Origin of the sequence: Corallococcus terminator, from assembly GCF_003611635.1 — a bacterium.
GTDB classification, from domain to species: Bacteria; Myxococcota; Myxococcia; order Myxococcales; family Myxococcaceae; genus Corallococcus; species Corallococcus terminator.
Genome location: NZ_RAVZ01000112.1, coordinates 1 through 12920, shown reverse-complemented (window position 1 = coordinate 12920; position 12920 = coordinate 1). Strand labels below are relative to the sequence as shown.

At 69.8% G+C, this 12920-nt stretch carries 12 protein-coding genes; 2 read left to right on the top strand and 10 right to left on the bottom strand.

Annotation, left to right across the window (positions count from 1 at the left end; genetic code table 11):
• Window positions 1-105: 105 nt before the first annotated feature.
• Window positions 106-1302 (top strand): ABC transporter substrate-binding protein, encoded by a 1197-nt coding sequence (locus D7V88_RS17640; protein WP_120541811.1) that lies wholly within the window; start codon window positions 106-108, stop codon window positions 1300-1302.
• 59 nt (window positions 1303-1361) lie between these two features.
• On the opposite strand, the gene D7V88_RS17635 is transcribed toward D7V88_RS17640, so the two are convergent.
• Genes D7V88_RS17635 through D7V88_RS17610 form a run of 6 tightly spaced genes read right to left on the bottom strand, consistent with a single transcriptional unit; the run spans window position 1362 to window position 6134 of the window.
• Window positions 1362-1562, bottom strand: coding sequence for a hypothetical protein (locus D7V88_RS17635; RefSeq protein ID WP_120541810.1), 201 nt, complete (start codon window positions 1560-1562; stop codon window positions 1362-1364).
• Window positions 1549-1821: a hypothetical protein gene (locus D7V88_RS17630; RefSeq protein ID WP_158625092.1), complete on the bottom strand. Its 273-nt coding sequence runs from the start codon at window positions 1819-1821 to the stop codon at window positions 1549-1551. Before D7V88_RS17630 ends, D7V88_RS17635 begins: the two co-directional genes overlap by 14 nt.
• A 31-nt stretch (window positions 1822-1852) precedes the next feature.
• Window positions 1853-2713 (bottom strand): hypothetical protein, encoded by an 861-nt coding sequence (locus D7V88_RS17625; RefSeq protein ID WP_120541808.1) that lies wholly within the window; start codon window positions 2711-2713, stop codon window positions 1853-1855.
• Complete coding sequence (locus tag D7V88_RS17620) at window positions 2713-3744, bottom strand: hypothetical protein (protein WP_147448762.1); 1032 nt, start codon at window positions 3742-3744, stop codon at window positions 2713-2715. Before D7V88_RS17620 ends, D7V88_RS17625 begins: the two co-directional genes overlap by 1 nt.
• 59 nt (window positions 3745-3803) lie before the next feature.
• A complete protein-coding gene (locus tag D7V88_RS17615) occupies window positions 3804-5345 on the bottom strand; it encodes a hypothetical protein (protein WP_120541806.1) in 1542 nt (513 codons plus the stop codon).
• Between the two features lie 12 nt (window positions 5346-5357).
• Window positions 5358-6134 (bottom strand): TadE/TadG family type IV pilus assembly protein, encoded by a 777-nt coding sequence (locus tag D7V88_RS17610; protein ID WP_120541824.1) that lies wholly within the window; start codon window positions 6132-6134, stop codon window positions 5358-5360.
• A gap of 224 nt (window positions 6135-6358) precedes the next feature.
• On the opposite strand from D7V88_RS17610, the gene D7V88_RS17605 reads away from it, so the two are divergent.
• Entirely contained in the window at window positions 6359-7054 is a 696-nt protein-coding gene (locus D7V88_RS17605; protein ID WP_120541805.1) for a hypothetical protein, read from the top strand.
• A gap of 47 nt (window positions 7055-7101) precedes the next feature.
• Here the strand turns inward: D7V88_RS17605 and D7V88_RS17600 are convergent, their stop codons facing one another.
• The 4 genes from D7V88_RS17600 to D7V88_RS17585 all read right to left on the bottom strand — a co-directional run.
• The gene (locus D7V88_RS17600; RefSeq protein WP_120541804.1) at window positions 7102-8652 is read right to left on the bottom strand and encodes a DUF4388 domain-containing protein; all 1551 of its coding nucleotides are present in this window, start codon (window positions 8650-8652) and stop codon (window positions 7102-7104) included.
• Window positions 8653-8706: 54 nt separating this feature from the next.
• Window positions 8707-9519: a tetratricopeptide repeat protein gene (locus tag D7V88_RS17595; protein WP_244238209.1), complete on the bottom strand. Its 813-nt coding sequence runs from the start codon at window positions 9517-9519 to the stop codon at window positions 8707-8709.
• A 17-nt stretch (window positions 9520-9536) separates the two neighbouring features.
• Window positions 9537-10742, bottom strand: coding sequence for a radical SAM family heme chaperone HemW (hemW, locus tag D7V88_RS17590; protein ID WP_120541803.1), 1206 nt, complete (start codon window positions 10740-10742; stop codon window positions 9537-9539).
• A gap of 13 nt (window positions 10743-10755) precedes the next feature.
• Window positions 10756-12920: coiled-coil domain-containing protein (locus tag D7V88_RS17585; protein ID WP_120541802.1), on the bottom strand; the 2165-nt coding region annotated here is incomplete at its 5' end.

Sequence of the window (12920 nt, the reverse complement as noted above, 5' to 3'; positions counted from 1 at the left end):
CAGGGAGCGCACCGCGACGCCCGGTGCGGGTTCGCTGGCCACCACCGCTCAAGCTAGGGTGCGGCCGTCCGCTTTTCCGCCGCACTCCGGACGAGGAGCCCCCTGATGCGCCGTCCCCTGCCCCTCCTGCTCACCGCGCTGGTCCTGGCCCTGGTGGGCTGTGAGAAGAAGTCCGCTGCTCCCGCGCCTGCCCCCGCGTCGCAGGACGCGAAGGCCACCACCGCCCCGCCGGGTCCTCCGCCCGAAGGGAGCATCCTCATTGGCGAGGTGGGCAGCCTCACCGGCTCCGAGGCCACCTTCGGCATCTCCGCGCGCAACGGCATCGACCTGGCGCTTCAGGAGGCCAACGCCGCGGGCGGCGTGAGGGGCCAGAAGTTGGTGGTGCGCGTCTACGACAGCCAGGGCCGTCCGGAGGAAGGCGCCCAGGCCGCCACGCGGCTCATCGCGCAGGACAAGGTGGTGGCGCTCCTGGGCGAGGCCGCGTCCTCCGTGTCCATGGCCATGGCGGACAAGGCGCAGGCCGGGCGCGTGCCCATGATTACGCCCACGTCCACCAGCCCCGAGGTGACGAAGAAGGGCGACTACATCTTCCGCGTCTGCTTCATCGACCCGTTCCAGGGCCTGGTGATGGCGAAGTTCGCGCGGGAGAACCTGAAGCTGTCCAAGGTGGCGATGCTCGTGGACAACAAGAGCGCCTTCTCCGTGGGACTGGCGGAGGTGTTCGACGAGAAGTTCAAGTCCTTCGGCGGTGAGGTGCTCACCCAGGAGAGCTACTCCAAGGGCGACACCGACTTCCGCGCGCAGTTGACCGCCATCAAGAACCGCAAGCCGGAGGCCGTGTTCGTGCCCGGCTACTACACCGACGTGGGCATCATCGCGCGGCAGGCGCGCGAGGTGGGCCTGCGCGTGCCGCTGCTGGGCGGTGACGGGTGGGACTCCGACAAGCTCTTCGAGCTGGGCGGATCCGCGCTGGACGGCAGCTACTTCTCCAACCACTACTCGCCGGACAACCCGGACCCCGTCGTCCAGAACTTCCTCAAGAAGTACAAGGACGCCTACGGCGCGGTGCCGGACAGCGTGGCGGTGCTGGCGTACGACGCCGCGCGGCTGCTGGTGGATGCGATGAAGCGCGCGCCGGACACCTCCGGGCCCGCCATCCGCGACGCCATCGCCGCGACGAAGGACTTCCCGGGGGTCGCTGGCACCATCAACCTGGACGCCAACCGCGACGCGGTGAAGCAGGCCGTGGTGATGAAGGTCGAAGGCGGCAAGGCGGTGTTCGTCACCACCGTGAAGCCCTGACGTCGCGCCATCCATCCCCCGGGCCGTGATGGCCCGGGGTCCCGCCCCATCTCAACGGCTCAGGGGATGGGGGACTGGATGACGTAGTAGATGGAGTGGAAGTAACGGTGCAGGCCGTCCAGCAGACTCACGAGGAACGGCCAGCCCAGCACGGTGAAGCCCAGGAGCGCGCCCGACACGACGGCGTACTCGGACATCGCCTGGCCGCGCGGGTGCAGCAGGCGCGCGGTTCTCCGCCTCGAAGCCCTACTCCTCTTCATGGTCGACGTCCTTCTGCTTGGGCGTGCTCGACGATCGGGAGCGGCCCTCGTTCTTGCACTCGTCCATGCAACTGGTCTTCTCTTCGGTACAGGCCGTGGTGCACTTGCCCGTGACGGAGCCCGCGTGCTTGGTGCAGATGTCCTTGCACTGCTTGGCGTCCTGCTCGCACGACCTGTAACAGGCGGGAGAGCTTGCGAACGCAGGGGTTCCCACCGTCGTCGCGAAGGTCACCAGCGCCCAGAGTCCCATTCCTGTCATCCGCCGCATCTTCATGTCTCCTCGCGCCCGCTCAGGGCGCTGCCTTCAGCCGCCGCATCACCGACAGGTTGAACTCCACCACGCCCTCGGAAGAGGACTGCTTCAGCAGGGCCTGTCCGTTCAGGCCATCATGCCCCACCTCGAAGCCCAGGGCATTGGGCCCGGCCTCGGAGGACGGGCCTGCCTCCCAGCCCTTCGCCGCCATCGCCCTGCGCCACTCCGCCTCCACCTCCGCCATGCTGCCCGAGGGGGCTTCACCGGCCACCAGGAACTGGGTCACACCTTCCAACTGAAGGGTGATGACCTGGGGCTTGTCCGCGCCCGCCGGCAGGGGCAACCACCGGGGCGGCGCGGACTGGCTCTCCAGGGCCTTGGCCACCTCGCCCGCGGAGACGAACACCAGCGTTTCGCCGCCCTGGTACAGCACGGAGACCATCCGCATCTCCTTGGTGGCGGGACTCCAGTAGCCCACGTAGCCACCGTAGGCGCTGAACTCGTGCCCCAGCACCGGCAGCCCCGCGTCGCGCAGCACCTGCCGGTAGTGCAGGAGCACCTTCTGCGGCGGGTCCTGCGTGGAGAACCACGCCACCGCGATGGGCACGTCCGGGCCCAGGTAGTCCGCCGCGAGCGCCTCCGGACGGCTGGAGGCGTTCGGGTAGGGAGGAAAGTGCACCAGCGCGCGGGCGAGGATGGCCTCGTCGACGGCGGAGCGCCTGCCGCTGGGAGGAGGCTGCGCCAGCTCCAGGTCAGCCTTCGCCTGCACCTTCTCCAGCGGCGTGGGGGCGTCACGGTAGATGACACCCTCCAGCGCGGCTCCCATCAATCCGCCCAACACCGCGAGGCACAGCAACCCCCCGACGATGCGGACCACCCACGACGAACGCTCCGACATCAGCAGCTTTCAGCCTGCTTGCAGCCCATGTAGGAGACGCCCCGGTTCCCGTAGCTCTGCTGGGGGTTGTTCTTGTCCCAGTCGCGCCATTCGCTGTTGTAGAAGTACCGGCTCTGCCCCGCCTGCTCGACCTTCTGGCTGGGGGTCTGCATCCCGTTCGTGAACGGCTTGATGGAGACGTTGGGGGACTTGGGGTTGTCCGCGTTGATGGGCGAGTCCGCGTCGCTCACGATCATGGTGCCCACCTGGATGGGGCTCAGCAGTTGCTTGCTGATGGCCTGACCGAAGAACGAAGCCGAGGACACCATGAGCAGCGGGTAACCGACGTTGGTGGTTTCCTGGTAGACGTGCTTCACCTCATCGTAGAAGTGCTTGCCGCCAACGCCAGAGCCGCTCTTGTCGCCCGGCTCGATGGTCACGTCGTCGTTGATGGCCCACGTGTCCGTGAGGATGGACATATGCTCCTCGGGCATCAGGTAGGTCTTCGTCCCCCCCGTGTCACCACCGGCGTTGTTGTGGACGCCGTCCGCCTCCGCCTGCTGCTCCTTGGCCAGCTCCACGTCGGAGAACTCCGGGAACAACGTCTGCGGCAGCATGTACTGCTGCACGCCGATGCGGGCCGAGCACCTGATGAGGCCGCCGCGGTTGAACTCTTTGTAGTAGCTGCTGTGGATGGGAACGCCCAGGTCGCCGACGCTGTCGTCCGGCGTCTGGCACTCCACCTGCTTGGCCCCGGTGTTGAGCCAGCACGGGTGTGACGTGAGGGCGGCTTTCTCGTGGTGCGCCTCACCCTGGCAGTCGAACGCCACGTCTTTGTAGGTGTCCACGCCGGACTCGTGGTCGCAATACATCTGGCGGGCGAAGCCCTGGATCTGGCTGAAGCCGCCGTACTCACCGCCCTCCGGCTCGGCCCAGTTCTGGATGGTGTAGTCCCAGACGGTGGCCACCACGGCCTCCTGGGCGTCCAGCGCGTAGCGCAGGAGGTCGTCCAGGAAGAGCGCGTAGAGGAACACCGGGATGAAGACCAGCATGCTCAGCGCCATCTCCACGGAGGCGGCGCCGCGGGAGGCGTAACGGCGAAGAGAGGGGCTCACAGGCTCAGCTCCGGGGTGGCGGCGAGTTGGGCGGAATCAGCGCTGCCGGCGGCACCCAACACCGTGGCCGCTTCCTGCGCGGTGAAGGGATGCAGCTTCGCCCGCCAGAACGGGTTGAAGAGGTTGGGCGCTTCGCGCCAGCCGTTGGCGCCCAGCCGGTGGTAGTAGACCAGCGCCTTGGACAGCGCGGCGCCTTCGTCGGCGGCGAGCGTCAGCTTCGCGGTGCCCTGCTCGCCGTGGGTGAAGTTGAGCGTGGCGGAGCTGTTGAGTTCCCAGGGCGCCTGGCTCGCGTTGCCCGAGCGCAGCGAGCGCGTGACGTAGCTGTAGGAGCGGGGCTGACCGAAGTCCTTGTCCGCCTGCGAGTTGCCCCGGAACTTCATGAAGCAGTTGCCGGTCATCACGCAGCCCAGGCCCGTGTTGGTGGCGATGCCGTCGAACTCGTGCCTGCCGGAGTGCGCCTGCTTGGGGTTGTGACCGCCGCCGTTGGAGTCGCTCCAGATCTCCGCGTCGAAGGGCATGTAGGGCGCGATGCCGTCCTTCCACTGGTTGAACATGGCGCCACCCTCGTCGCGGGAGACCACGGTGCTGCCCTTGGTGCCCACCTGTCCGGGCGGGGCCCAGTCACCCTTCTTGGCGCCGACGCCGGCGGAGCCCTTCATCGTGGGCAGGGGCAGGTGCAGGCCCTCGCCGGGGATGTCGTTCATCAGCTCGTTGAGGAAGCTGGGGTGCAGGTAGTAGGGCGCGGGGATGCCGCCCGCGTCACGGTTGGCCGTCCACCCGGGGCGGCTGGCGTTGGCGATGTCCGTCATCGTCTTCGAGTGGGCGATGGCCGCCGAGTTCGAGCCGCCGCCCATGCACGGCAGACCGTCCACCGCGCAGTTGAACTCGTTGGCGTTGAGTCCGCCCACGCCCCCGGCGACGGTGGACGCGCCCTTGGAGCTCCATTCGGTCATCTCGCTCAGACCACTGGCACTGCCGTTCTGCACGGCCAGCGCCGTCTTGGCATGCGCGGCCATCTGCGAGGCGTGGACCGTCTCCACGATGGTGTCCAGGGCCTTGATGGTCTGGTTGAAGCTGTCCTCCACGTCCTTGATGTCGCTGGCGTAGCTGTTCGCCTTCTTCGAATACTTGTTCGCGACCTTCAGCGCCTGGATGCCGTGGATGCAGTGCTTGATGCACGTCCAGCAGGCGCACTGCGCGAACTCCATCGCCATGATGATGTAGAAGTTCGTCTGGGACGCCTTCAACATCTCACGGGTGAGGCTGGCCGTGGACATGTACGCGTGCATGCTGGCCATCGCCACGTAGGAGGCGGCGATGGAGCGGTTGCTGACCGCGTAGTAGTTGAGGGCGCGAGCCTCCATCACGGCCATGGAGTAGGCCATGGTGTCGCTGTGCTGCTGGAGGCCCATCTTGTTGCGCAGCGCATGGGTGAGGTTGAAGCTCAACGTCACCATCAGGGCCAGCACCAGGAAGGACAGACAGGCCAGCACCATTGACTGGCCACGAGAGCGGCGGCGGCGCGAGATTTCAGGCATTGGCTACTCCGGTTACTGCTGGGTCTCGAACGGGAAGACGCACTCGTTCTTGTCCGGCAGGGGGTTGGCGCCCAGGTAGAAGTTGGACTGCATGCGCATGGTGTACGTCGCGCGGATGGGGAGGATGTAGAGCGAACTCTGGGCCGCGGTGTCGTACTTGCCCACGCCCCCCTTCATCTCCCGGCCCGTGACGTACTCCGTCTTGTCCTTGCCGTTGCCCAGGCGCAGGACGGGGGGCATCTCCTTGGCGCGGGCGATGTTGTAGATGACCATGTCCGCGAACGGGATGGGCAGCCGGTAGTTGAACGTCACCTGGATGCGCAGCTTGGAGCGCTGGCTCTGCGCCCAGTCGCCGGTGGAGGTGATCCTCGACGGGTTGTCGAAGTCCAGTTCGCCGGAGGTCGCGCCCATCTCATTGCGCAGGGGGCCGCAAATGGTGACGTCCGCGTACTTCATGCCGGGCGCGTCCATCATCGTGTTCTTGGACGCCCAGACGTACTTCATCTGGAAGTCGGTCGCGCTCTCGATGGCCTTGATGGTCTCGCCGCCGCCGCCCGTGGAGCTGCTGATGAGGGGCAGGAGCACCGCGATCGCCGCGCGCTCCATCTCCTTCACGTTGGCGTTGTGCAGCGCGCCGGCACGCACGGCCTTGTAGGCGGCGTACTTCGTCATCAGCCGCGCCTGGTGCATCATCCCGAGCTGGAGTGTTCCCAGGATCAGGAACACGAACATCGGCAGCACGATGGCCGTCTCGACCGCCACCTGCCCGGATTCGCGTCTGTCCCGCATGAAAGGCCCCTGGGTGCGCATGAAGTGGGAGTCTTACCGACTCTCCTGAATGATCGCTACCTTGCCCCCACGGCCGGTCCGGCGGAATCCGCCAAGTGGACGGGGAGGGGTACCCCAAACCACGCTGGCGGACATCCCGCCCCGGGTGCCGCCAGGGGGAGCTTGACGGGTGTCCCTCCTCATGCTTGGCAGGCAAAAGGACCCTTCATGCAAGGAGCAGGATGATGAACTGGCACAAGGCACGGCTGGCGGGGTTGGTGGCGACGGTGCTGATGGCGGCGTGCAGCGGCTGCGGGGACGAAGAGGGAGAGACTCCCGACGATGAGGACCCCACCGAGCAGACCGACCGCCCGGGGTTCGCCGACAGCGACAAAGAGCCGGAAGGCCTTCCCTTCGACCTGCCGGAGGGCATCGAGCTGAAGGACCCCATCAAGGGGTTCAACCCGTTCGACCCGGACGGCACGTGCAAGCGCGAAGAGGATGAGCAGGCGCTGGCCCCCCAGGGCAGCGGGGACCTCATCCGGCTGTGCCTGGAGTTCCGGAACACCACCAACCAGCCGATCGACGTGCAGCTGCCGCCGGGCCTCGTCTTCGTTTCGTCGAGCCGGAAGGTGCAGCACGGCATGCTGGTGCAGGGCGTCACCCTCGAGGTGCCTTCCAACGAGTACCTCTTCGCGCCCATCAAGGGCTACTGCCTCAATGACACCCGTTCGGGCAACGCCCCCGTCGACCTGTTCAAGAAGGGGCCCGTCACCCAGTACAGCGACTTCAAGGAGCTCTTCGCCCTGCTGGCGGACAAGCAACTGCCCGTGACGGGTGGCGCCGTGACGCAGCTCCAGGATGCCGTGTGGCGTCTGACCAACGGCAGGGAGCTGACGAAGGCGGACCGCGACTTCATCGCGGCGCTTCCGAACAAGTAGTCCCCGGGAAGGAGGGGGGAGCCCGTCGCCCATCGCGCGGCCCCCCTTCACCGCTTCCGGGCGATGTCCTGGATGAGCGCCACGTAGCGGCGCTGCTGGGGGTTCAACTTGAAGGCCTTGCGCAGCGCGTCCTCCGCGAGCGCCCACTGGCCCTCGCCCCGGGCCACGTCTCCCAGGAACGCCCAGCCCTCCTCCAGCCCGGGCTCCTGGCGCACCAGCTCCTGGAGTTCCTGGAGCACGAGCCGGCCGTGCGCCTCCGGCTTCATCAGGTAGCGCGCCCAGGCGCGGTGGGCCTGGTAGAGCGGCCGGGGGTCGATGTCGCAGGCGTACTCGAAGTATTCGAAGGCGCCCGCGAAGTTGCGCGCCTCCAAGCGCCGCTTCGCTTCGTCGAACTGGGTGGTGGCGTCCAGCAGGTCGGTGCGGATGCGGAACTGTTCGGCCGCCGTGGGCCGGCCGGTGCCCCGGGCCTTCTCCCGCTGGGCCTGCCGGCGCTTCTTCCACAGCGCGTTCTGCTCCGGCTCCGACAGCGCGCCGTAGGCCCGGGCATAGGCGGCGAGCAGCCCTTCCGCCTTCTCCTTCAGCTCCGGGGTCTGGAAGCGCAGCGGGGCGAACCGGTCCGCGGCGGCGAGGAACGCCTTGCGCAGCGCCACCGGCTGCACATCCTCCGGCACGTCCAGGAGCGCGAACGGATCCTGGCTCCGGTGTGAGAGGAACGCGCCCAGCAGGGCGTTGCGCGCGCCCTCGTCGTCATCCGAAAAGAGCGTGCCGGTGGGGGTGGTCCCAGGCGCCGGTGGGGCGGCCACGACGGGCGCGGGCTCGGGGACGAGCGGCGCGGGCGGGGCCTTCGCGGCGACCTCCGCGGCCCGCTGCTCCACGTCCTCCACGAAGCCCGCCACGCCCAGCAGGCACAGCGCGTAGAGGCGGCGCAGCACGGACTCCATGTCGAAGCCGGTGCGCTCCAGCAGCTCGTTGAAGGTGGGCCGCTGGCGCAGGGCCTGGAAGAGGCGCGCGTCCTTGGAGGACAGCTTGGGCGCGGACTCCACGCCGGGCATCTGTCCGAAGCGGCGGTCGTCGGTGAAGGTGAAGTGCGTGGCGACGGCGTCGAAGGGAAGCTGGGTGGAGACGCCCGTGAGGATGAGCTGCGCGCTGTTGGCGCGCACGGTGGCGTCCGGGGTCTCCACGTCGGAGATGAGCCGGTAACGCGCGTCCGTCCAGCGGAAGCAGTCCAGCAGCTTGTGCGCCAGGTTCGCCTGCAGTTGCTTGTAGAGGTCGAAGGGGCTGATGAGCGCCTTCTGCACGAGCAGCGCGCCCATCTGCAGGCCGGAGGACACGCTCTCCGCCAGGGCCTTCTGGTAGTCGCCTTCCGCCAGGCGGCCCTTCTCCACCAGGTACTTTCCCAGCGTCTCGTGTAGGAGGTTGGAGTGGCACGCCACCGGCGCGCCGTCCTCGAAGGTGATGCGCTTCTCGCGCTGGCGCACCTTGAGCTCCAGCGTGCAGGTGCGCTCCTCCACCATCAGCGCGTGCAGGAGCAGCGGGAAGGGCGTGTCCGCCAGCGTTCCCTCCCGCTGGCGCAGCACCTGGGACGGCAGGGGGAACATGCGCGGAGCCTTGGCCTCGGGTCGGGCGAAGGGCCCGGCGCGGACTTCGGCGGACTACTCCGCGTCGTCCCCGCCCGGGTCATCCGCAGCGTAGGGCGCATCATAGTAGTAGCGCGGCGCCACGTCGTGCAGGGGCAGTTGGCGGGTCACGTAGGCCCCCACGCCCATCATCACCAGCGCCAGCGCGGCGTACGTCAGCGGACGGGATGGGCGCGCGCGGTATGCCCACCAACGGTCCCGGCGGCGCTGGAAGCGGGGCGCCACGGTGTATTCGCGCCAGGCGGCGTCGCGCATCGCCTTCGCCTCCGCCACGAGGCCTTCCTTCAACAGCACGCGCGACAGCAGCACGCGGCCCTCCACCGAGCCCTGACGCACCAGGAGGAAGCGCTCCAGGGCCTCGCGCGCGTTCTTGAGGTCGCCGCGCTGGAGGCGGAAGCGGCCGCGCTCCAGATCGATGGCACCCTGGCGGTAGTCGGCGTCCAGACGGGCCGCCTCGTCGAGCAGCAGCTCTCCCTTGGGTGCCTCGCCCGCGCCCAGGTAGGCCACGCCCAGGAGGTAGAGGGTGTCCACGTCGTCGTCGCCCGCATCCAGGTTGGGGCGCAAGAGGTCCACCGCTTCCGCGTAGCGCTTCTGGCCCAGGCGGATGTCGGCCAGCTCCGCGCGGGCGCGGCGGTCGTGGGTGTTGGTGAGGATGGTGCCGGCCAGCTCTCCGGCGCGCTGCCACTTCTTCAGGGCGCGCACCGGGCTGGGAATCACCTGGAGGGTGAAGCGGTCCGCCGCGAAGAGCAGCACGGCCAGCAGGGCCAGGGACATGAGGGGGCTGCCCGTCAGCAGCGTGAGGCCCATCCACAACAACCACTTGGTCAGCACGGTCGAACGTCCTCCTAGAGCAACCGCGCACAGATGGCGCTGTGCACGTCCGCGCCCCGCTCCGTCAGGGCCAGCCTGGGCCCGTTCCGCGTGGCGAAGCCATGGGCCACCAGCCGCTCGACTTCCGCGCGCCGGGGCTCCACGGGCTGGCCATATCGCTCACACACGGCCTCCCAGTCCACCCCCGACACCAGACGCAGGCCCATGCTCAGTCGCTCGGCGAAGAGCTCCTCGGGGCCCAGCTCCTCGCGGCTCGCCTCCGGCACCCTGCCCTCCTCCACCGCGCGCAGGTACGCCTCCGGGCTGCGCAGGTTGACGTAGCGGTGGGCCTGGGGCGACAGCAGCATGCCCGTGGCGCCCACGCCCAGCGCCAGGTACTCGCCGCCCGTCCAGTACAGCGCGTTGTGCCTGGAGCTGAAGCCGGGGCGCGCGTGGTTGGACACCTCGTAGCGGGCCAGACCATGGGCGCCGTACACGTCGCGCACCGTGCGGGCCATGGCCACCACGTCGTCGTCCTCTGGCAGCGCAAGCTCCCCTCGCGCCAACTGCTTGGACAGCGGCGTGTCCTCCGCCAGCACCTCGCGCTCCACCGTCAGCGCGTAGGTGGACAAGTGCTCCGGTTGCAGCGCCACCGCCCGGAGCGCGTCCGCCTTCACCTGCGCGCGCGTCTGGCCGTGCACGCCGTAGATGAAGTCCAGCGCCACCACCGGGAAGTCCGCCTTGCGCGCCGCCGCCACCGCGCCCTCCACCATGGCCGCGTCGTGCGCGCGGCCCAGCGCCTTCAGCGTCTGCGGCTGGAAGGACTGCACGCCCAGGGACAGCCGGTTGATGCCCGCGGCGCGGTAGCCGGCGAAGCGCTCCGCGTCCGCGCGCTCCGGGTTGCCCTCCAGCGACACCTCCAGGCCCGGGGCCAGCGACATGCGCGCGGCGATGCCCTCCAGCACCTGGGCCACGTAGCGCGGGTGCCACAAGGAAGGCGTGCCCCCGCCCAGGAAGAGCGACTCCAGCGGCTTCGTGCGCAGCGCCGGGTCGGCGGACAGGCGCGCGTCCAGCTCCGCCAGCACCGCGTTCGCGTACCGCTCCTCCGGCACCTGCCGCGCCACCGCCACCGCGAAGTCGCAGTAGGGGCACTTGGCCAGGCAGTACGGGAAGTGCAGGTACAGCCCGAAGCGGGCCGCCTGCATCCCCGTCAGCGGATCCGTGGGCGCGGCGAAGGACATGGAGGTGGAACCTCTACTTCATGGCCTTCAATTGCGCTTCCAGCCTCGCCACCTTCGCCTTGGCGCTGGCAGCCGACTCGAGCGCCGCCTCGGCCGCCATCAGCTTGCGCTTCATGGAGGCGATGTCCGCCTTGAGCTGCTCGCGCTCCTGCGCCCATTCGGCGGGCACGTCCGAGGCGCCCGCCGAGGGAGCCTCCTCGAGCTGGGCTTCGAGCAACTGCCGGGCCGCCTGCTCCGCCTGCAACGCGGCGTGGGCCTGCGCGAGCTGGGCTTCCAGCGCGGCGCGCTCCGTTTCCAGCGCGCCTCCGGCCTGGGCCTGCGCGGCGTTGGCCTGCGCGAGCTTCGCGTCCAGTGCGGCCTTCGCGGCCTGCTCCGCCTGCAACGCGGCGTTGGCCTGCAAAAGCTTCGCGTCCAGCTCCTTTGCCCGGGCCGCCTGCGTTTCGGCGACGCGGCGCTTGGACTCGGAGGCTTCCAGCGCGCCCTCCACCATCTTCACGCGCTGGTGGAGCCGGTCCACCTTGTCCGCTTCGGCGCGGGTCGCCTCCAACTGCTCGTTGAGGGAGGCCAGCTCCTCGCGCTGTCCGCCCTGCCCCGCCGCCAGCGCGTCCACGCGGGCCTCGGCCTCGGCGAGGTTCACCCGGGCGTCCGCGGCCTCGGCTTCCACCGCTTCGCGCCGGGTGCGCTCCAGCGACAGCTCCTCCTGCGCCTTCGCGACCTGGGCTTGCAGGCGCTGCAGCTCCGCGTCGCGCTGGCCCACGGCGGTTTCCAGCATGGACACGCGCGCGGAGAAACCGACGCGCTCCGCCTGGGTGGTGGCCAGCTTTCGGTCCAACGCGGCCAACTGCTGCTGATGGGCTTCGCCACCGGCCTGCGCGGCCGTCACCTGGGCGCTCAGCTCCGCCACCTTCGCCTCGGCGGCCTGCACCCGGGCTTCGGCGTCGTGCACCCGCGCCTCGGCGTCGTGCACCGCTTCGCCGAGCGCCGCCGCGTCCGACTCCATCCGGTCGCGCAGCGAGACCTGTTCGACCTCCGCCGCCTCCAGCACCTCCCGGAGCGAGGCCAGGTCCGACTCGGCCATCCGCACGCGGACTTCCGCCGCTTCGACCTCCGCGCGCGACCCGTCCTTCGCCTGGGCCAGCTCCGCTTCCAGCGCACGCACTCGCGCCTGGGCCTGGGCGGCTTCCCCGGCGCGGCCCTCCAGGGCGCTTCGCAGCGAGGGCAGCTCCGCGGCCTCCCCCGTGCGCGCGGTGAGCGCGGCGCGCAGGCCCACCGCGTCCGCGTCCTTCAGCGCGAGCGTCCGCTCCAGCTCCGTCACGTGCGTCTGGAGCGAGCGCAGCCCGTCCTCCACCACCGCGAGCTGCCGGCGCGCGGCGTCGCGCTCACCCTCCAGCAGCTTCGCGTGGTTGTGCGCCTCTTCCAGCGAGCTGCGCGACCAGTCGCTCTCGCTCTCCAGCGTGCCCAGCGACCCCTGCGCCTCCGCGAGCGCCGCCTCCAACTGGCCGCTGCGCAGGGACAGCGCGTCGCGCTCCTGGGTGAGCGCCTGGACCTCCGCCGTCAGCCGCTCCACGTCCCCGAGCAGCGACTGGTACTGCTCCTGGACGGCCTCCAGCGCGCCCTGGGCCTCCGACTTGCCGGCGGCCAGCTCCGCCACCCGGTCCTGCGCGAGCCCCAGCGCCTCCTTGGCGCCGACCAGCTCCTCCGCCATCGAACCGCGCGACTCGCGTTCGATCTGGAGCTCCTCCGTCAGCCGGGGGACCTCCGACTCCACCTCCGCCAGCGCGCGCGTGAGGTCCCGGCGGTCCGCTTCCGACGCGGCCAGCTCCGCTTCCAGCGCGCCAATCTTCGCCTGGGCAAGCTGCGCGCGCTGCTCGTCCTGGGCGCTCTTGCCCGGCGTCCCCGCCGCGCCCGCGTCCTTCTTCGCCTTCTCCAGCGCCGCGCGCAGGGGGGCGAGCTCCGCCTCGCGCTCCGCGTACAGGGCGCGCGCCCGGGCCAGCGTCTCCGTCTTCTGCTTCAGGATGCCGCGGAAGAACTCCAGCTTGTCCTCGGGCGAGCCGCCCATGGGCAACCGGGGCTCGGCGGGCTCCGCGAACGGGTCTCCCTTGCCGGGACTGCGCGCCGCGGCCGCCGGGGACAGGGGGGCGGTCGTGGGCAACCCTCCACCGCCGATGGGCGCGGGGG